Origin of the sequence: Aliiroseovarius sp. Z3 (assembly GCF_029105185.1) — a bacterium.
Lineage (GTDB): Bacteria > Pseudomonadota > Alphaproteobacteria > Rhodobacterales > Rhodobacteraceae > Aliiroseovarius.
Map to the genome: position 1 here is coordinate 308,347 of NZ_JAFMZK010000004.1, position 18,641 is coordinate 326,987.

At 60.0% G+C, this 18,641-nt stretch carries 17 protein-coding genes; 5 read left to right on the plus strand and 12 right to left on the minus strand.

Annotation, left to right across the window (positions count from 1 at the left end; all coding sequences use genetic code 11):
• Positions 1 to 42 precede the first annotated feature (42 nt).
• From J3R80_RS09690 to J3R80_RS09700, 3 genes are all read left to right on the plus strand, one after another.
• Positions 43 to 543, plus strand: a complete 501-nt coding sequence (locus tag J3R80_RS09690) for a peptidylprolyl isomerase (protein WP_275393566.1) — start codon at positions 43 to 45, stop codon at positions 541 to 543.
• Positions 536 to 1,177 carry a peptidylprolyl isomerase gene (locus J3R80_RS09695; RefSeq protein ID WP_275393567.1) on the plus strand — a complete coding sequence of 214 codons (642 nt, stop codon included), beginning with the start codon at positions 536 to 538 and terminating at the stop codon, positions 1,175 to 1,177. Before J3R80_RS09690 ends, J3R80_RS09695 begins: the two co-directional genes overlap by 8 nt.
• 97 nt (positions 1,178 to 1,274) lie before the next feature.
• Positions 1,275 to 2,249 (plus strand): DUF3179 domain-containing protein, encoded by a 975-nt coding sequence (locus tag J3R80_RS09700; RefSeq protein ID WP_275393568.1) that lies wholly within the window; start codon positions 1,275 to 1,277, stop codon positions 2,247 to 2,249.
• 66 nt (positions 2,250 to 2,315) lie between these two features.
• On the opposite strand, the gene trpE is transcribed toward J3R80_RS09700, so the two are convergent.
• The 4 genes from trpE to tyrS all read right to left on the minus strand — a co-directional run bounded on the left by trpE (position 2,316) and on the right by tyrS (position 8,396).
• Positions 2,316 to 3,827, minus strand: a complete 1,512-nt coding sequence (gene trpE, locus J3R80_RS09705) for an anthranilate synthase component I (RefSeq protein ID WP_275393569.1) — start codon at positions 3,825 to 3,827, stop codon at positions 2,316 to 2,318.
• A 31-nt stretch (positions 3,828 to 3,858) separates the two neighbouring features.
• Entirely contained in the window at positions 3,859 to 5,703 is a 1,845-nt protein-coding gene (locus J3R80_RS09710; RefSeq protein ID WP_275393570.1) for a SurA N-terminal domain-containing protein, read from the minus strand.
• A gap of 81 nt (positions 5,704 to 5,784) precedes the next feature.
• Positions 5,785 to 6,969, minus strand: a complete 1,185-nt coding sequence (locus J3R80_RS09715; RefSeq protein WP_275393571.1) for an aminotransferase — start codon at positions 6,967 to 6,969, stop codon at positions 5,785 to 5,787.
• Positions 6,970 to 7,142: 173 nt separating this feature from the next.
• On the minus strand, positions 7,143 to 8,396 hold the full coding sequence (tyrS, locus tag J3R80_RS09720; protein ID WP_275393572.1) for a tyrosine--tRNA ligase: 1,254 nt from the start codon (positions 8,394 to 8,396) through the stop codon (positions 7,143 to 7,145).
• A gap of 90 nt (positions 8,397 to 8,486) precedes the next feature.
• On the opposite strand from tyrS, the gene J3R80_RS09725 reads away from it, so the two are divergent.
• Positions 8,487 to 9,626, plus strand: coding sequence for an anhydro-N-acetylmuramic acid kinase (locus tag J3R80_RS09725; protein ID WP_275393651.1), 1,140 nt, complete (start codon positions 8,487 to 8,489; stop codon positions 9,624 to 9,626).
• Positions 9,627 to 9,659: 33 nt separating this feature from the next.
• On the opposite strand, the gene J3R80_RS09730 is transcribed toward J3R80_RS09725, so the two are convergent.
• The 6 genes from J3R80_RS09730 to J3R80_RS09755 form a co-directional block, all read right to left on the minus strand.
• The gene (locus J3R80_RS09730) at positions 9,660 to 10,001 is read right to left on the minus strand and encodes a DUF427 domain-containing protein (RefSeq protein ID WP_275393573.1); all 342 of its coding nucleotides are present in this window, start codon (positions 9,999 to 10,001) and stop codon (positions 9,660 to 9,662) included.
• 64 nt (positions 10,002 to 10,065) lie between these two features.
• Positions 10,066 to 11,865 (minus strand): aminopeptidase P family protein, encoded by a 1,800-nt coding sequence (locus J3R80_RS09735; RefSeq protein ID WP_275393574.1) that lies wholly within the window; start codon positions 11,863 to 11,865, stop codon positions 10,066 to 10,068.
• A 99-nt stretch (positions 11,866 to 11,964) separates the two neighbouring features.
• Positions 11,965 to 13,839: a cobaltochelatase subunit CobT gene (cobT, locus tag J3R80_RS09740; protein ID WP_275393575.1), complete on the minus strand. Its 1,875-nt coding sequence runs from the start codon at positions 13,837 to 13,839 to the stop codon at positions 11,965 to 11,967.
• A 2-nt stretch (positions 13,840 to 13,841) separates the two neighbouring features.
• On the minus strand, positions 13,842 to 14,261 hold the full coding sequence (locus J3R80_RS09745; protein ID WP_275393576.1) for a hypothetical protein: 420 nt from the start codon (positions 14,259 to 14,261) through the stop codon (positions 13,842 to 13,844).
• Entirely contained in the window at positions 14,254 to 15,240 is a 987-nt protein-coding gene (gene cobS / locus J3R80_RS09750) for a cobaltochelatase subunit CobS (protein ID WP_275393577.1), read from the minus strand. Before cobS ends, J3R80_RS09745 begins: the two co-directional genes overlap by 8 nt.
• 240 nt (positions 15,241 to 15,480) lie before the next feature.
• Entirely contained in the window at positions 15,481 to 16,107 is a 627-nt protein-coding gene (locus J3R80_RS09755; protein ID WP_275393578.1) for a DnaJ domain-containing protein, read from the minus strand.
• A gap of 74 nt (positions 16,108 to 16,181) precedes the next feature.
• Between J3R80_RS09755 and J3R80_RS09760 the strand changes: the two genes are divergently transcribed.
• Positions 16,182 to 16,439 carry a BolA family protein gene (locus J3R80_RS09760; RefSeq protein ID WP_275393579.1) on the plus strand — a complete coding sequence of 86 codons (258 nt, stop codon included), beginning with the start codon at positions 16,182 to 16,184 and terminating at the stop codon, positions 16,437 to 16,439.
• A gap of 14 nt (positions 16,440 to 16,453) precedes the next feature.
• Here the strand turns inward: J3R80_RS09760 and J3R80_RS09765 are convergent, their stop codons facing one another.
• Both J3R80_RS09765 and gatB read right to left on the minus strand, forming a co-directional pair.
• The gene (locus tag J3R80_RS09765) at positions 16,454 to 16,867 is read right to left on the minus strand and encodes a DUF4177 domain-containing protein (protein ID WP_275393580.1); all 414 of its coding nucleotides are present in this window, start codon (positions 16,865 to 16,867) and stop codon (positions 16,454 to 16,456) included.
• A 122-nt stretch (positions 16,868 to 16,989) separates the two neighbouring features.
• Positions 16,990 to 18,504, minus strand: coding sequence for an Asp-tRNA(Asn)/Glu-tRNA(Gln) amidotransferase subunit GatB (gatB, locus tag J3R80_RS09770; protein WP_275393581.1), 1,515 nt, complete (start codon positions 18,502 to 18,504; stop codon positions 16,990 to 16,992).
• Positions 18,505 to 18,641 lie beyond the last annotated feature (137 nt).

The window sequence follows — 18,641 nt, forward strand, 5'->3', positions numbered from 1 at the left end:
CCGCGAACAGAGACCCAACAAACGAACCGGAAGGAGGCCCAGATGGCCGATTATAAAGATCCCGAAAATACCATCGTGATGGAGCTGAAAGGCGGCACCGTGGTGATCGAACTTCTGCCCGACGTGGCCCCCAAGCACAGCGAACGGATGAAGGAACTGGCCCGCGCCGGGGAATATGACGGCGTTGTGTTCCACCGCGTGATCGACGGCTTCATGGCGCAGACTGGCGACGTGGCCAATGGCAAAGATCCGATGACACTGCGCCGTGCGGGCACAGGCGGTTCGTCGCTTCCCGATCTGCCAGCCGAGTTTTCGAAACTGCCGCATGACCGTGGCACACTGGGTGCGGCACGCTCGCAGAACCCCAACTCGGCCAACAGCCAGTTCTTTATCAACTTCAAAGACAATCATTTCCTGAACGGTCAGTACACCGTCTATGGCCGCGTCACGTCGGGTATGGAACATGTTGATGCCATCACGCGAGGCGAGCCGCCGGCAGAGCCTGACGTGATGATCTCGGTCAAGGTCGCGGCAGATGTCTGAAGACTACGGCAAACGCGACAAGGCAACCTTCTGGGTTGCCTTCCTGGCAGGGGTCGTGATGATCGTCGGCTACGCGATCTACACCCTCTGGCCGCGCGAACCGGTCGAAGTGGATCTGTCGGCACTTGGCGACGCGCCGAAGCTGGAACTGTCCATTGCGGGGCAGGGCCAAGGCAAGGTGGTCATCACGTTGCGCCCCGATCTGGCCCCGAAACATGTTGAACGTATCGCTCAATTGGCCAGCGAAGGCGCCTATGATGACGTTGTGTTTCACCGCGTGATCGACGGTTTCATGGCACAGACGGGTGACGTGGAATTTGGTCGTGTTGATACAAGCGATGCCAGCCGCGCCGGTATGGGGGGATCAAGCTATCCTGATCTGCCCGCCGAATTCTCGGACGAACCCTTTGTCGAAGGCACTGTCGGCATGGCACGGGCGCAAAGCCCGAACTCTGCCAACAGCCAGTTCTTCATCATGTTCGCCCCCGGTCCTTTCCTTGACGGGAAATACACCGTGGTCGGGCATGTGACCGACGGTATGGAATTGGTCCATGCCATCAAACGCGGCGAGGGGCAGAACGGCGCTGTCACCAGCCAACCCGATGTGATCACAAATGCGCGCATGGTTGACTGACCCTCGCGCACGATCGCTCAAACCCCTGTGAAGGGGGCTATGGGGCCTCATCTTTCTCTGTCAGGATAAATCCAGACATATCAGAAAGAGGGGCCCCATGCGTATCATCATGACGATGCTCGCCATCTGTCTCGGGTTTTGGGCGCATGAACTGCGTGCGGAACCGAATAACTGGGCTTCTGAGTTTCCAAAAACGGATTTCACCCGGACAAATGTCGATGGCTGGTCCGAAATCCTGTCCGGCGGCCCCGGACGTGACGGTATTCCGGCGTTGAGCGATCCGAAATTCGTAAACGTCGCAAACGAAACCCGTTTGGGCGCGCGCGAACCTGTCATCACGGTGGAACTGAAGGGGGCCAAACCCCGCGCTTATCCGCTGCGCTATCTGACATGGCACGAGATCGTGAATGATCGCATCGGCAGTTTGCCGGTGGCCGTGACGTTCTGCCCGCTTTGCAATTCGGGCATGGTCTTTGATCGCCGCGTCGCGGGGCAGACCCTAAGCTTTGGCGTGACCGGCAAGCTCAGAAACTCGGACATGGTTATGTATGACCACCAGACCGAAAGCTGGTGGCAACAGGCGATCGGTCAGGGGATCGTGGGAAAGCATGCTGGAACGCAGCTCAAGCAACTTCCGGCCTGGATGGAAAGCTGGGCTGAATTTGCCGAACGCAACCCGGACGGGCTGGTGATGAAGCAACCCTCGGCAAGCCGCCCCTATGGGCAAAATCCCTATGCGGGTTATGATAGTCGCAACCGCCCTTACCCCTTCTTTACAGGCGACAATCCACCTCACGGAGTGCCTGCGCTGGCCCGCGTCGTTCGTGTTGGTGAACGCGCGTGGCCAGTGACGCGCCTGTCCAAGGCGGGCCGGATCAACGAGGCCGGGCTGACCATCAGCTGGACTTCGGGTCAGGCCTCAGCTTTGGACACGGCGCGCATTGCCAAAGGGCGTGATGTCGGCACCATCCGGGTACGTGACGCTCAGGGTCGCGACGTGCCCCATGACGTGCTGTTCGCCTTTGCCTTCCACGCGTTCTGGCCCGATGGCTCGTGGATGCTGGGCAACTAAGCCTGCGGTTTCTTCTGGCCCGAAATATCCTGGGGTGAGGCCGCAAGGCCGAGGGGCAACGCCCCTTTACCCGTTTCCGCCCCGCGTGAACATTGCCGCATCTTCCGCGGCTCGCCGGATGGCTTTGGATTTATTCACTGTTTCTACGTATTCCGCTTCTGGATCGCTGTCATAAACAACGCCACCGCCAGCCTGAATATACAGCTTCTCGTCCTTCACCACGGCGGTGCGTAGCGCGATGCACATGTCCATGTCGCCACCGGCGCTGAAATATCCCACGCCGCCGCCATAGACGCCGCGTTTTTCCGGCTCCAGCTCGTCAATGATCTCCATCGCGCGCACTTTCGGGGCACCCGATACGGTGCCTGCGGGCATTCCGGCGAAAAAGGCCGACAGCGCGTCCTGATCCTCGTGCAATTCGCCCACCACATTGGACACGATATGCATCACGTGGCTATAGCGTTCGATGATGAATTCCTCGGTCGGGCGCACCGTGCCGATCTTGGCCACGCGCCCCACATCGTTGCGTCCCAGATCCAGAAGCATCAGGTGCTCGGCCAGTTCTTTCTGGTCCGCCATCAGATCCGCTTCATAGGCCTTGTCCTCTTCGGGCGTGGCGCCGCGCGGACGGGTGCCAGCGATCGGGCGGATCGTGACTTCGCGGTCAAACACCCGCACCAGAATCTCGGGCGACGCGCCCACCACCTGGAAACCGCCGAAGTTGAAGTAGAACATGAAAGGCGACGGGTTTGTTCGCCGCAGGCTGCGATACAGCGCAAAGGGGGGCAGGGGGAAGTTCTGCGTCCAGCGTTGGCTGGGCACCACCTGAAAGATATCGCCTGCGCGGATGTATTCCTTCGCGGTCTCGACCGCCGCCAGATACTCGGGTTTCGTGAAGTTGGACACAAGCGGTCCCAGCTCGCGTGCCTCACCCAGATTGCGCGTTTCGGCAGGGGCGGCGCGCTCCAGATCGCGCAGCGCATCCATCACCCGCTCTGCGGCCTGCGCATAGGCCGCCTTGGCCGTCAGCCCGCTGTCCACAAAGGCAGGCGACACCAGCGTCACGTCGCCCTTCACGCCGTCCAGAACCGCCACAACCGACGGGCGCATCATCATCGCATCCGGCAGGCCCAACGGGTCCGGGTTCACATCGGGCAGGTGCTCGACCAGCCGGATCATGTCATAACCCAGATAGCCGAACAGGCCGGCCGAGGCCGCAGGCAGGTCGGCAGGCAGGTCGATCCGGCTTTCCGCCAGTACCGCGCGAAAGGCGTCCAGCGGGTTGCCCGGCATATCCTCGAACGCCTCGGCATCGAACCGCGCTTGTCGGTTGATCCGCGCGTGATCCCCCCGGCATTCCCACACCAGATCGGGTTTCATCCCCACGATGGAATAGCGCCCACGCACTTCGCCCCCCGTGACACTTTCCAACATGAAACTGTCACGCCGCGCCTCGGTCAGTTTCAGCATCAGGCTGACCGGCGTGTCCAGATCGGCGGCCAGACGGGTATAGACCACCTGATTCCGTCCGGCATTCCAACCGGCTTCGAAATCCTCGAACGAGGGTGTCAGAGCCATCAGATGTCCTTTCTGGTCGCTGGGCTATGGGTCACTGGAACTGCGCGTTCACCGCGTTGATCACCGCGCGGTTCAGCTCGATCCCGGCGCGGGCCTGAACGGCGCGGGCAAAGGCGTTTTCGACGTCCAGCGCGATTTCCTGCGCAACGCCAGCCGCGAAGTTTGCTTTCAGCGCCTTCGCCTCATCGCTGTCCTGATCGGCGGCATGAACCGCATCCAGCCGCACCAGGACCACGCTATCTGCGGCGTCCATCACGCGCCAGTTGCCCGGTTCCATGTCGAACACATCGGCCATGAACCCCGGTGGCGTGCCTTCGACGAAGGCCTCACGCGTCAGTCCCCCTTCCACAACCTCGGTTAGCCCAAGCGAGGACAGGGTTTCCCCGCCTTCCAGTTGTGGGACTAGCCCACGGGCTTGTTCGGACAGAAGTTCCAACCGTTTTTCAGCTTCCCAGCCCGCCTGAACGGCCTCTCCCACTTCGGATTGCTCTTGCAAACGAGGGGCTTGCAGCTCGTCCAGTCGCAGAGCGAACACACCGCCATCTTCCAGCAGCGTGATCTCGGGGAAATCATCTGTGGTGACGACTTCAGCGACTTCGCGGAAGGCATCATAAGCGGCAATGCCGTCGCTGTCCCCCGTCGTCCAATTCAATGTGCCAAGACGCATATTGTGGCTTTTCGCAATTTCCTCGATCGTTGCGCCACCGGCCATCTGGTCATCAAGCTCCGTCACCATATCGCCGATCAACCGGCGCGCGGCATCTGCGGCCAATTCGCCATGCAATTCTTCGCGGGCGTCTTCGAAACTTGTTTCGCGCGCTTCCAGAATGGCATTCATGCGATAAAGCGCCGGGCCAAGGTCGCTGTCATGCGGTCCGCTCACCGCACCTGGTTCGGTCAATGCAAAGACGGCATCCCCGGCAGACCCCAACTCGTCCTTCGACACATCGCCCAGATCAATGTCAGCAAGCTGCAGATTGCGCCCGGTCACCAAGCCCTCGAACGTCTGATTGCCGGTGGAAAGGGCATCCATCGCGGCCGTGGCCTCGTCCTTGGTGTTGAACACCAGCCGTTCGACCATCCGACGTTCCGGGACAAGGAATTCCGAGGCACGTTCGTCGTAAACAGCACGGATTTGCGCCTCGTCCACGGTGATCGTCGAGATGACATCTTCCGGGTTCATCCACGCATAGGTGATCACCTTGGTCTCAGGCAGGGTGAAGTCCTGTGGATGCGCTTCATAATAGGCGGTCAGTTCCGCTTCGGTCGGGGCGGGCACCTCGGTTGTTAACTGAGCCACCGGAAGTGTTGCCCAGGTGAAATCGCGTGTCTCGCGCGCATAGCCATACAGCGTGTCCACATAGACCGGTTGCGTCGCCACGCCGTTGACCACGGCCGCTTGCAAAATCTGTCGGCTGACCTCGTCGCGCAGGCTTTGTTCGAACTCTGTCGCTGTCAGGCCGGATTGCTCCAACGCGAAGGTGTATCCCTCGCGGTCGAATTTCCCGTCGACGCCTTTGAATGCGGGGATATCGACGATCCGATCCCGCAATTCTTCGTCGCCAACCGAAATGCCCAGCCGCGCGGTTTCGTCTTCCAACGCCGCCGTTGCGATGACACGTGCCAACACCTGTTGATCCAGACCAAAGCCCGTTGCCATTTCCATGGTCAGCCGCTGCCCAGTCTCGGCCTGAAACGCGTTCATTTCCGACTGCAATTCGCGCAGGTACCGGTTGGCGTCCACTTCCGTGTCCCCCACCGTCGCGATCGACCGGACCGAGCCACCGAAATTGGTCGAGCCAAAGCCCACGAGCCCCACCATCACCAGACCCATCAGGATCCAGCCGAATGTGCGGGATGTCTTGCCGGTTGCCATACGCGTGTTCCTTTTACCACCTGTTTGCATGGGTTTTAGGTGAGCCAGCCGGGAATGCCAATATCTGTTGATGCACGGCGGTCAGGGGTGGAAGCTGGTCAGTCGTTTCTGAACCTCGGCGATGCCGGTTTCATCAATGTTTGCGAAAGCCACGCGCAATTGCCGTTCACCTTCGGCGGCGCCATTCGGCGCAAACATTGTCCCGGGCAAGGCCAGGATGGCACATTGGTCCACCAAAGCCCGCGCCAGATCGTCTGACGGCAGGTCAAAAGGGTGGTGCAGATAGGCAAAATACGCCCCACACCCCAGAAGCTGCCAACCCTGTCTGGCCAGCAGTGCGAACCCGTCCCGCATCGCGGCGGCGCGCGCCAGTATCTTTTGGCGCTCTGCCCCCAGCCAATTGTCCAGATTGCGCAACCCCCAAAGGGCAGCATACTGGCCGATTTGCGCCGGGCAGATAGTGACCGTGTCCAGAAATTTCTCGACCTCCGCCAACCGCGCGGGCGCGGTGACAAGCGCCCCGACCCGATGCCCGGTCAGCCGATAAGATTTCGAGAAGCTGTAAAGATGGATCACGGTATCGTGCCAATCCGGGTCGGCGAAAAGATCATGCGGCGGGCCGGGTTGGGAATGAAAATCACGATAGGTCTCGTCGATGATCAACGCGATCCCACGTCTGCGGGCAAGATCCCGGAAGGAAGCGATCACCGACGGCGCATATTCAACCCCGGTGGGGTTGTTGGGGGTTACCAGAACAATGGCGCGGGTGCGTGTGGTGATCAAAGCATCAGCGGCTTCCGGGTCTGGCACCAAATCGCCGCCCGTGGCCAGCGGAACCGCTTTGATCCCACTCATATCCAGCCACATCTTGTGATTGAAATACCAAGGCGTTGGCAGAATGACCTCGTCGCCGGGGCCCGCCAGCGTGGCGATGGCCGCACAAAACGCCTGATTGCAGCCCGAGGTGATGGCGATGTGTTCTGCCTGAACAGACCCGCCATAACGGCGCGAGATGTTGCGCGCCAGCTCAGACCGCAAGGCCGGCAAACCCAGCACCGGCCCATAAAGATGCGCGTCGGACCTGTGCAACGCAACATCCGCAATCGCCTGTCGCATCTCGTCGGGGGGCGGCTCGGTTGGCGCGGCCTGACTGACGTTGATCAACGGCCGGTCTGCATCAAATACCTTGCCCTCAATCCACCGCCGCGCTTCCATCACCGGGGGTGGGAAGGTGGCGGCAAGGTTGGGGTTAAAGGGCGTCATCACACATGCATCCTGTCTTTTTGCGATAACGTAGACGCCCATCCGCAAAACAGCAATTCATTGCGATGACACCGGGTTTCTTCTGGCGCCAAATATCCCGGGGTCGGCCCAGATCGTAGATATGGGGCGTAGGGGCAGCGCCCCTCAGGCTCACACCGTGAGCCACCGGGTGCCGGTCAAGCGCCCAGAACCACCAACGCGTGCCGCTTCTTGCCCGCCGACAGCTTCATCGGCTGCCCCAGATCATTGGCCGACACCATCCGCCCCGCATCGGTCAAGGCTTCGTCGTTTACCTTCGCCCCGTTTTCCAGGATCAGACGTTTCGCGTCCTTGCCCGACTTTGCCAAGCCGGACCTGACAAACAGCTGCACGATCGACATCCCGTCGCCCAGATCACCAGGGCTCAGTGTCAGGGTCGGCAGATCATCCCCCGCACCGCCCTTTTCAAACACTTCGCGCGCAGTGGCTTCGGCCGCCGTGGCCGCCTTGGCACCGTGCAAAAGGGTCGTGACCTCGTTGGCCAGAATGATCTTGGCCTCGTTGATCTCGGCCCCTTCCAGCGCGCCCAGACGGTTGCATTCCTCGACCGGCAATTCCGTGAAGATTTTCAGAAACTTACCTGTGTCCGCATCCGTGGTGTTGCGCCAGAACTGCCAGAACTCGTAAGGCGACAGCATTTCGGCGTTCAGCCAGATCGCGCCGCCCTGGCTCTTGCCCATCTTGCGCCCGTCCGACGTGGTCAGAAGCGGGGTGGTCAGGCCGAAAATCTCGTTGTCCAGCACCCGGCGAGTCAGGTCGATCCCGTTGACGATATTGCCCCACTGATCCGACCCGCCCATCTGCAACAGACAGCCATAGCGGCGGTTTAGTTCAAGGAAGTCATAGGCTTGCAGGATCATGTAGTTGAATTCCAGAAAGCTCAGACTTTGTTCGCGATCCAGCCGCGACTTCACACTTTCAAAGGACAACATCCGGTTGACCGAGAAATGCCGCCCGATATCGCGCAGGAAATCGAGGTAGTTCAACCCGTCCAGCCATTCGGCATTGTTCAGCATGATCGCGTCGGTTTCGCCGTCGCCGTAACGCAAGAACTTGGCAAAGACCTGCTGCATCCCGGCGATGTTGGCTTCGATCTGTTCCGGTCCCAGCAGGGGCCGCTCGTCCGACCGGAAGGACGGATCGCCCACCTTGGTCGTGCCCCCACCCATCAAGGTGATCGGCTTGTGGCCGCATTTCTGCAACCACCGCAACACCATGATGTTCATCAGGTGACCCACATGCAACGACTGCGCCGTTGCGTCATAACCGATATAGGCCGGAACCACCCCGGCAATCAGCGCATCATCCAGCGCCTGATAATCGGTGCAATCGGCAAGAAAGCCGCGCTCGATCATCACGCGCATGAAGTCGGATTTTGGGTGGTAGGTCATGTTTTTTTGGTCCATCCTGATCGTTGAACCCCTCATATAGACGGGGGGCGGGAAAAGGAAAAGACCGTGTTGAAATCCGTCGACAAGACCATGGACAAGAGCGCCCTGCGCGCGCGGTTGGGGCAGGGGCCTGTCTGGGCGATGGGCTGTATGTCCGGCACGTCGCTTGATGGGGTGGACGCCGCTCTGATCAAAACCGATGGCGATGTGATCACCGGGTTCGGACCGTCGGTTTTTCATGCCTATACCGACGCACAGCGCCAGACCCTGCGCCGCGCCTTGGGCAAATGGCAGGAGGCGCCCGAAATTCCCGCCGCTGCCGAAATCGTCGAAAAGGTGCATCAATCTGCCATCTCCAACCTGCTGCAGAATGATCCCGCGCCTTCGCTTGTGGGTTTCCATGGTCAGACCTTCGCCCATGACCCGCAGGGGCGTGGCACCCATCAGGCCGGTGACGGGCAGGCGCTGGCGCAGTCGCTTGGGCTGCCCGTGGTATGGGATTTCCGCAGTGCCGACGTGAAGCTGGGGGGTGAAGGCGCACCGCTTGCACCGTTTTTCCATCATGCCTGCGCGCGGTTCATCAAGGCAGATGCGCCCGTGGTCTTTCTGAACCTGGGGGGTGTTGGCAACGTCACCTGGGTTGACCCATCGCGTTTTGCACCGGATGACGCCGGGGCCTGCCTTGCCTTTGACACCGGCCCTGCCAATGCACCACTGGACGATCTGATGCAGGATCGGCGTGGAAAGCCGCGTGACGAAGGTGGGCAACTGGCCTTGTCCGGTCGATCAGACAAGGCGATTGTCGACCAGTTTCTAAACCATGCATATTTTCACAGAATGCCCCCCAAGTCACTGGATAGGAATGACTTTCCCGACCTGCCAAAGATGGTGGAAGGGTTGTCTGATGTGGATGCCTTGCGCACCCTGACCGCCTGTGCGGCTGCTGCGGTGGCGCGCGGGTTGGAACATTGCCCGGTTCCCCCGGCGCGGGTGCTGGTCACTGGCGGCGGGCGTCACAATGCCGCTTTGATGGCCGAGCTTCGTGCACAACTCTCCGTCCCGGTCGAGGATATCGACACCACCGGCTTGAACGGTGACATGTTGGAAGCTCAGGCCTTTGCTTACCTTGCGGTGCGGGTGGCGCGTGGCCTGACCACGTCTTCACCCAGCACAACAGGGGTCGCTGCCGCCGTCGGCGGGGGCAGTATCTCGATCCCTTTGGAGGGTTAAGCCTGCGGCAAGCTGCCTTCTACGATCAGACGATCACGTGCGGGCGACGGTCGCTTTCCCGGCATAGAAGGCCAAATGGTCCTTCAATTCGGCCAACCCCTCGATCGGCGCATCATACATATATCCCGCATCCTCGATCACTGTCGATTTTGTCTGGATTGAATAATGACGCGCCTCGCCGCGATATGGGCAGGTCGTGACCGTGTCGGTCTTGTCCAAGAAGGCCATCGCCACGTCAGCCTTGGGGAAATAGATCACCGGGGCGCGATCACCCTCGATCACCTCAAGCGCGGATTTGCTTTCGCCCAACACCGCACCACCTGCGCGAATGGTCCATTTACCCTCGGCGGGGCGGATCTTGATTTGGTCAGCCATGGTCATCCTCGTTTTGCAGGTTCCTCGCGCGGAACAATATCAGAATTTATGTGAAGGTCGCGTGTCAAATAGGCGCACAGGCCGATCTGAGCCAATGCAACGCTGCGTCACCCAGCCACGGCGACAGTTTTTCGACACAGGTGGCGTGATAGTCATTCAGCCATGCGCGTTCTTCCCCAGACAGCATCTGCGGGATCACAAGATCGCGGTCGAGTGGAACGAATGTCAGGGTTTCAAACGACAACATCTCACGTTCGACATCACCGCCGGGGGGGCAGGTCGCCTTTTCCACCACAATCAGGTTTTCCAGCCGAATGCCATACGCCCCTTCGCGGTAATAGCCCGGTTCGTTTGACAAGATCATGCCCGGCATCAACTCGATGTCCGAGATTGAGTTGAATCGTTGCGGCCCCTCATGCACCGACAGATAGGCGCCGACGCCGTGCCCGGTGCCGTGGTTGAAATCCTGGTGCGCAGCAAACAGGGGATAGCGTGCGATCGGATCCAGATCACGGCCCGTGCGCCCCTTGGGGAAATAGACGCGCGATAACGCGATCATGCCTTGTAAGACACGGGTGTAACAGCGTTTTTCTTCGTTACCTACATCGCCGACACGAAGGGTTCGCGTGATGTCAGTGGTGCCATCGCGATACTGACCGCCACTGTCCAGCACCACCAGATCACCGGGGGCAAGGGGGCGGTTTGTGTCGTTGGTCACGCGGTAATGCATGATCGCCCCGTTTGGACCGGCCCCGGCAATTGTTTCGAATGAAATGTCCAACAACGCGTTTGATGCGCGGCGTTTTTCTTCCAGTGTTTTGACCAGGTCAATCTCGGTCAAAGTGGCTTTGTCTTCTGCTTCGTACCAGGTCAGAAACTCGACCACGGCTGCGGCATCACGAAGGTGCGCCTCGCGCGCGCATTTCAACTCGGTCGGGTTCTTTTGCGCCTTGGGCAGGATCGCCGGATCGTCACCCCAATCGACGGCAATGCCCGCTTTGTCGAGAATTTGTGACACGGCCAGAGGCGCGGTCGCCTTGTCGACGCGGACAGGGCCTTCCAGCGTTTTCAGGTGGTCGGCGAAATCCTTGACCGGGTGCAGCGATACATCTTTGTCCAGCTGCGCCTCGACCGCACGCCCTTCCGAGGTGAAGAACCCGACCGAGCTGTCGTCGCCCAAAATCGCGAAGCCTTGCACAACGGGAATACAGGGCAGGTCATCGCCGCGGATGTTCAGCATCCAGGCAATGCTGTCCGACAGGGTCATGACGCATGATTTCTGACCCGCTGACAGCAACCCGTCAGCCAGCTCTGATCGCTTGTCCGCGCTGCTCATACCTGCAAATTCAATAGGTTGCTCGACGATCTTGCCATTGGGGGCAGGGGGGCGATCGTCCCAGATTCCGTCGACCAGATTGTCGGTCGGCAGAAGCGAGATTTTGGTGCCCTCAAGCGCCTTCTCGATGGTCTCGATCTCGCCTTTCGTGTGCAGCCAGGGATCGAACCCGATCTTGGCCGCCTGTCCAGCAAGCGTATCCTTCAACCACGGGCCGGGCAGCGTTTCGGGCCAATGGACTGGCGTGAAAGTCTCCATATCCGCCTGCGCGCGCACCTGGGTGCGATAGCGACCATCCACGAAAATCCCGGCGCGTTCCTTCAGCGCAATGCAGAACCCTGCCGACCCGGTGAACCCGGTCAACCACGCCAAACGTGCATCACACGGGGCGACATATTCGCCCTGATGGGCATCTGCACGGGGCACGATGAACCCATCCAACCCTTTCATTGCCATCGCCCGGCGCAACCGCGCCAGCCTGACGGGGCCATGCGAGGGGTCGGCGGTCGTGTCAAAGGATTGGAACATGGTGTTCTCCGCTGTCTGAATGGGTCGGTAATGCCGCGCGCCTCAGGCGGGCGGGCGGTGGGCGCAACATGCCGTGAAATGCCGCTGGTGGAAAGGGGGTCAGCTGACCTTCTTAATGCCCAGCAGGCGCGCCCGCGCCCTTGGGTCGCTGTCAAACAGTGACGCCAGTTGTTCTGTCATCGCGCCTGCCAATTGCTCGACATCCGTGATGGTGACAGCGCGGTCGTAATACCGCGTCACGTCATGGCCGATGCCGATGGCCAACAGCTCGACCTGCTTGCGTTTCTCGACCATCTCGATGACGTCGCGCAGGTGTTTTTCCAGATAGTTCGCGGGGTTAACAGACAAAGTTGAATCGTCCACCGGCGCCCCGTCAGAGATCACCATCAGAATCTTGCGCTGTTCGGGCCGCGCCACCAACCGACGATGCGCCCATTCCAGCGCCTCGCCGTCGATGTTTTCCTTAAGCAGCCCCTCTTTCATCATCAGGCCCAGATTGTCGCGCGTGCGTCGCATGGGCGCGTCGGCCTTCTTATAGATGATGTGGCGCAGATCGTTCAGACGGCCCGGCTGTTGCGGACGTCCATCGGCCAGCCATTTTTCGCGCGCCATTCCGCCCTTCCAGGCCCGTGTGGTGAAGCCCAGAACCTCGACCTTGACCTGACAACGCTCCAGCGTGCGCGCCAAAACGTCGGCACAGATCGCCGCGATCGAGATCGGCCGCCCCCGCATCGACCCGGAATTGTCCAGAAGCAACGTGACCACCGTGTCGCGGAACTCGGTGTCCTTTTCCATCTTGAACGACAAGGGGGTCGTGGGGTTGGCCACCACGCGCGCCAATCGGCCCGCGTCCAGAATGCCCTCTTCCAGATCGAACAGCCACGACCGGTTCTGCTGTGCCTGAAGCCGCCGCTGCAACTTGTTGGCCAGACGGCTGACCGCGCCCTTCAAAGGCTCCAACTGCTGATCAAGATAGGCGCGCAGACGTTCCAGTTCCGCCGGTTCGGCCAGTTCTTCGGCCAGAATTTCCTCGTCATGCTCGTTGTTATAGACCAGATAATCCGGGTCGGCTTCCGAGGCGGGCGGCGGCGAGGGCGGTTCAAGCGGCGCGTCCGCCTCGGGCATCTCTGCCTCGTCGCTCATCTCGTCCTCGGCCATGTCATCCAGCGAAACCTGCGCTTCGGACTGGTCCATCTGTTCGTCTTGCGACCGTTCAGGGTCGGCCTCGGCGTCTTCTTCGTCCTGCGATTGCTCGTTCTGCTGGTCGTCCTCGGTCTGATCCTCGTCCGGTTCGGCCTCGTCCTCGGACTGGTCATCCTCGTTATCCGGGTCGTCGCCCAACTGATCGCCATAGCCCAGATCTTCGATGATCTGGCGGGCAAACCGGGCAAACTCCTGCTGGTCGCCCAGCTTTTTGCCCAGATCGTCCAGATGGTCGCCGGCCTGACCTTCGATGAAGTCGCGCCACAGGTTCATCACGTTTGCCGCAGCGGGGGGCATATCGCGCCCCGTGGCCAGATGGCGCATCAGGTATCCGGCCGCCGTGGCCAGCGGCGCGTCGGCGGCGGCGGTGATCTGGTCAAAGCCCGCGCGCATCGCGTCGCTTTCGATCTTGGCGTCGATATTGCCCGCCGTACCGGGCATGTCGCGCGCGCCCATCGCCTCGCACCGGGCGGTTTCCATCGCTTCGTAAATCTCGCGCGCCATCCCGCTGGCGGGGGCGTATTTCGCGTGTGTCGCTTCGTTGTGATAGCGCAGCTTCATCGCATAGGCATCCGCCGTGCCACGCGCCAACAACACCTCGTCCCGCGTCATCCGCCGCGTGACCTGCGGCAGCCGCATCGCGTCCTTCGTCACCCCCGACGGGTCCACCGTGAAGCTGACCGACAGTTCCGGTTCATCGGCGAGAGTCTTCGTCGCCTCGGCCAGCGCTTTCTTGAACGGATCAGCAGGGTTATCGGTGGGTTTTTTCATTGTTAAAGACCCAGTTCCTGTGTGAGCGGGTATCTTTCCGCCAATTTCCGGCATCCGTTTACAAATCTTACGAACCGAACAGAGCCGGAGTTTTTCTCTTTAGTGAAACTTTCCATCACTGAACTATGGATTGGTTTTGACATCTCCGCTTCTACAATCTCGGCAGCGTCCGGACGCATTCTCACATACAGTGCTTGAAACGCTTTAGAGTAGTCCAAAGCTTGAGCGAATTGAAGCCGTTGGTTCTTTTCGTATTCACTCCAGATTTTGAAGAAGCGGGAACATCGAATGGCTGCAGTTTTATCTCCCCCTTCGTTTCTAGGGTAAAATTCCTCATTGTTTTCCGCGTCGGTATAGGGGTCAGGTTCGCAGCCATATGCAGCAAAAGCCACAACAAGAGCTATACAAACCAGCTTAACCAAGGCTCATGCTCACCGCGCTCTCCGGCAGTTCCTCGTCGAAGCACCGCTGATAGAATTCAGCCACGATCTGGCGCTCCAGCTCGTCACATTTGTTCAGGAAGGACAGGCGGAAGGCATAACCGACCGAGCGGAAGATATGCGCGTTCTGGGCCCAGTTGATCACCGTGCGCGGGCTCATCACCGTTGACAGGTCACCATTCATGAACGCGGTGCGGGTCAGGTCGGCAACGGTCACCATCTGGCCCACGGTCTTGCGGCCCTTTTCCGTGTTCAGGATCGGGTTCTTGGCCAGAACGATATTGGTTTCTGCATCATGCGATAGATAGTTCAGCGTGGCGACCAGCGACCAGCGGTCCATCTGCGCCTGGTTGATCTGTTGCACACCGTGGTAAAGCCCCGTCGTGTCGCCCAGACCGACGGTGTTGGCGGTGGCAAACAGGCGGAAGGACGGGTGGGGGGTGATGACCTCGTTCTGGTCCAGAAGGGTCAGCTTGCCGTCATGTTCCAGCACCCGTTGGATCACGAACATCACGTCCGCACGGCCCGCATCGTATTCATCGAACACAATCGCAGTCGGGTTGCGCAAGGCCCAGGGCAGGATGCCTTCCTGAAACTCGGTGACCTGCATGCCGTCTTTCAGCTTGATCGCGTCCTTGCCGATCAGGTCGATCCGGCTGATATGGCTGTCAAGGTTCACCCGCACAGCGGGCCAGTTCAGACGGGCCGCAACCTGTTCGATATGGGTTGACTTGCCCGTGCCGTGATACCCTTGAATCATCACGCGGCGGTTGTGCGAAAAGCCTGCAAGGATCGCCAATGTCGTGTCGGGATCGAACTTGTAGGTCGTGTCAATTTCCGGCACGCGGCTGGTGCGGTCGGCGAACGCCTTGACATGCATGTCGCTGTCGATCCCAAAAACCTCACGAACCGAGATTTCTTCGGTGGGTTTTGCGTTCATATCCTGTGTGCCGTCAGCCATCTGCGTAGTTCCTTCTGCCTCGCGCGTCGCAACCCGAGTGTGATGCCCGATCAACGGCACGGGTTCAAGGGGAAGAGGGCGAGAATTATGACGCCACAACAGGCTGGTCATAGAAACATCCAGAACTGGCCCGACGGCCTTTCACTGTTTCTTCTGGCGACAAATATCCTGGGGTGAATGCGCTATGCGCAGAGGGGCAAGGCCCCTTTCCCCCCTCCAGCAACCCGATCCGGTGGAGCCTTACTTGAAACTGCGGCTTTCCTTGATCTGATCCCAGGCCCAGCGAACCTCTTGCAGCTGTTCTTCCTGAGACCGGTCGCCACCGTTCATATCCGGGTGCAGTACCTTGATCAGCTTTTTGTATGATTTGCGGATCTCGGCCTTGGTCCAGTGATCTTTGGCCTCAAGAATATCAATGGCCCGACGTTCCGTTGGGGGCAGTTTGCGGGTGCCGGTGATCGACTTGCCGGGGTTGCGGGTGGCGTTTTCGCCCAGAACCTGATGGGGGTCATCCACGCCCAGACGCGCCCAGGCCCGTTGTTCGTCTTTCGAGCCGAAGGGCTTGGTTTCACGCTCCCACACGCGATCTTTTTCGAACTGTTCATGGACTTCGTTCTCGGACGCCCCGTCAAAGAAGTTCCATTTCAGGTTATACTCTCGCACGTGGTCTTTGCAGAACCATTTGAACTCGTCCAAATGGTCGGGCGAGCGTGGCGCACGATACTGGCCCTGCTCCTCGCAGCCCGGATGCTCGCACACCCGTTTCGAGGTTTCGAACGCCCCCGACATCCCACGCTTGCCGCGCGGGTTCTTTTTCTTGGCGGCTGAGACCGACATATCAAAACCAAAAGGATCGTTGTTGGGCATGGGAATACTCTTTTCGACTCGGACCCGAGAGTTTACTGCATTTTCAAACTGATTGAAGAGGGAAAGGGCAGGAAATGAACAGGGCAGACCAGATTTCTAATGCTTTGGAGGCGGCATTTTCGCCGCAACATCTTGAAGTTATTGATGAAAGTGAAAGCCACCGGGGGCATGCAGGTTATCAGGAAGGCGGGCAAAGCCACTTTCGTGTTGTGATCCGCGCCCCGATTTTCGGCGAGATGTCGCGCGTGGCCCGCCACAGGGCGATTCACGCCGCATTGGGGGCGGACCTGGTCGGGCAAATACACGCGCTGGCATTGGATGTCGCCGGCTAGGTCATCGCGTCAGATTACGGTTCCTCGCGCGAGATCGCAGGCGCACGGTCGCTGACCGTGTTTGCCTCTTCCGCCGACGGCAGGGACGGCGCCCGCGAGCTGACGGCAGCATCGACCGGGGCCGCGATGGTTGGTGCGCTGTGGATCGGTTCCTCCTGCGTTTCGTCAACCACGGTCTCCACGGCCTCATCGACCACCAGCGCGCGTCGAAACACCAAGATGTTCTGGTAAACCGTTGTGCGCCCGGTGAAGCCCGAGCGTTCTTCGCACGGCAATGTGTCGGCGCGCAGGTATTCCCAGCCTTCGGCGGCCATGTCGTTCAAAAGCTCGGTCATCGCATGGGCGAACCGATCTTCATTGGTCTTGATCCCGCGGGCTTTCTTGCCCTTGCGCGGGGCGGGGATCGCTTCGTATTCGAACTGCGTCATGGCATGTTTCCTTAATTTCGCTGGCGCACCCTAGACGATCGGCGCCCGGCCCACCAAAGCGGATTGAACGGCTTGCGGAATTCCGCCGGAGCGCAGGCCAGAAGAGCTTGGCTGTGCCTGATTTATAACCCCAGTTTCGCGGTCACGATTTCGTTCACCGCCTTCGGGTTGGCTTTGCCGCCCGTGGCTTTCATCACCTGACCGACGAAGAACCCAACCAGTTTCGGGTTCTGTTTGGCTTTCTCGACCTGTGCGGGGTTGGCGGCGATCACCTCGTCCACCGCGGCTTCGATGGCGCCGGTGTCGGTGACCTGTTTCATGCCGCGGGTTTCCACGATCTCGGCGGGGTTGCCACCTTCGGTATAGACGATCTCGAACAAATCCTTGGCGATCTTGCCCGATATGTCGCCTTTGGTGATCAGTTCGATGATCCCGCCAAGTTGCGCGGGTGAAACGGGGCTTTCGGTGATGGTATGGTCTTCTTTCTTCAGGCGGCCGAACAGTTCGTTGACCACCCAGTTCGCCGCCAGCTTGCCATCACGCCCTTCGGCGACGGCTTCGAAGAAGGCCGCACTTTCCGCATCGGCGGTCAGAACGCCCGCGTCATATTCGGACAGGCCGAAATCGTTGACGAACCGCGCCTTCTTCTCGTCCGGCAGTTCGGGCAGGGTCTGGGCGATGCCATCCACCCAGTCCTGTTCGATTTCCAGCGGCAGCAGGTCGGGGCAGGGGAAATAGCGGTAATCATGCGCTTCTTCCTTCGAGCGCATCGAGCGGGTTTCGTTCTTGTCGGGATCATACAGGCGGGTTTCCTGCGTGATTTCGCCGCCGTCTTCCAGAATGGCGATCTGGCGGCGGGCTTCGTAATCAATCGCCGCCTGAATGAACCGCATCGAGTTCATGTTCTTGATTTCGCAGCGGGTGCCCAGATGACCGAAATCCTGCGTTTCCTGATATTTCTCGTACTGACCCGGACGACAGACCGAGACATTCACGTCCGCGCGCAGGTTGCCGTTTTGCATGTTGCCGTCACAGGTGCCCAGATAGCGCAGGATCTGGCGCAGCTTGGTGACATAGGCGGCGGCTTCTTCCGGGCCGCGAATATCGGGGCGCGACACGATCTCCATCAGCGCGACGCCCGTGCGGTTCAGGTCCACAAACGACATGTTCGGGTCCATGTCATGCACGGACTTACCGGCGTCCTGCTCAAGGTGGATACGTTCGATACGGACTTTGCGGGCAATGCCCGGTCCCATATCCACAATCACTTCGCCTTCGCCAACGATCGGGTGATACAGCTGCGAAATCTGATAGCCCTGCGGCAGGTCCGGATAGAAATAGTTCTTGCGGTCAAAGGCCGAGAACAGGTTGATCTCGGCCTTCAGGCCCAGCCCGGTGCGCACCGCCTGTTCGACGCAGAACTCGTTGATCACCGGCAGCATGCCCGGCATTGCGGCGTCAACGAAGGCCACGTTGGCATTGGGTTCGGCCCCGAACTTGGTCGACGCGCCCGAAAACAGCTTCGCGTTCGAGCTGACCTGAGCGTGGATTTCCATCCCGATGACCAGTTCCCAATCGTCCTTCGCCCCGGCAATCGTCTTAACGGCAGGGGCTTCATAGGCCAGATGATCCAGCATGTGCTCTTTTCCCGTGTTTCGTGAACTCCTGGCCTTCTAGGGCAGGTGTCGGCGCGGGGCAAGAGGTTGCGGGCGGTCAGACCCCGGGCAACGCTTTTCCCGCCGCCGCGCGCCCGAATTCGCCCGAAAATTGTGCT

What these genes read in the sequence shown, in the direction of transcription:
- cobT (WP_275393575.1), bottom strand. Translation starts at nt 13,839, where the DNA reads ATGAAAAAACCCACCGATAACCCTGCTGATCCGTTCAAGAAAGCGCTG.
- gatB (WP_275393581.1), bottom strand. Translation starts at nt 18,504, where the DNA reads ATGCTGGATCATCTGGCCTATGAAGCCCCTGCCGTTAAGACGATTGCC.
- trpE (WP_275393569.1), bottom strand. Translation starts at nt 3,827, where the DNA reads ATGGCTCTGACACCCTCGTTCGAGGATTTCGAAGCCGGTTGGAATGCC.
- J3R80_RS09730 (WP_275393573.1), bottom strand. Translation starts at nt 10,001, where the DNA reads ATGGCTGACCAAATCAAGATCCGCCCCGCCGAGGGTAAATGGACCATT.
- cobS (WP_275393577.1), bottom strand. Translation starts at nt 15,240, where the DNA reads ATGGCTGACGGCACACAGGATATGAACGCAAAACCCACCGAAGAAATC.
- J3R80_RS09700 (WP_275393568.1), top strand. Translation starts at nt 1,275, where the DNA reads ATGCGTATCATCATGACGATGCTCGCCATCTGTCTCGGGTTTTGGGCG.
- J3R80_RS09755 (WP_275393578.1), bottom strand. Translation starts at nt 16,107, where the DNA reads ATGCCCAACAACGATCCTTTTGGTTTTGATATGTCGGTCTCAGCCGCC.
- tyrS (WP_275393572.1), bottom strand. Translation starts at nt 8,396, where the DNA reads ATGACCTACCACCCAAAATCCGACTTCATGCGCGTGATGATCGAGCGC.
- J3R80_RS09695 (WP_275393567.1), top strand. Translation starts at nt 536, where the DNA reads ATGTCTGAAGACTACGGCAAACGCGACAAGGCAACCTTCTGGGTTGCC.
- J3R80_RS09735 (WP_275393574.1), bottom strand. Translation starts at nt 11,865, where the DNA reads ATGTTCCAATCCTTTGACACGACCGCCGACCCCTCGCATGGCCCCGTC.
- J3R80_RS09690 (WP_275393566.1), top strand. Translation starts at nt 43, where the DNA reads ATGGCCGATTATAAAGATCCCGAAAATACCATCGTGATGGAGCTGAAA.
- J3R80_RS09710 (WP_275393570.1), bottom strand. Translation starts at nt 5,703, where the DNA reads ATGGCAACCGGCAAGACATCCCGCACATTCGGCTGGATCCTGATGGGT.
- J3R80_RS09765 (WP_275393580.1), bottom strand. Translation starts at nt 16,867, where the DNA reads ATGACGCAGTTCGAATACGAAGCGATCCCCGCCCCGCGCAAGGGCAAG.
- J3R80_RS09725 (WP_275393651.1), top strand. Translation starts at nt 8,487, where the DNA reads ATGGACAAGAGCGCCCTGCGCGCGCGGTTGGGGCAGGGGCCTGTCTGG.
- J3R80_RS09760 (WP_275393579.1), top strand. Translation starts at nt 16,182, where the DNA reads ATGAACAGGGCAGACCAGATTTCTAATGCTTTGGAGGCGGCATTTTCG.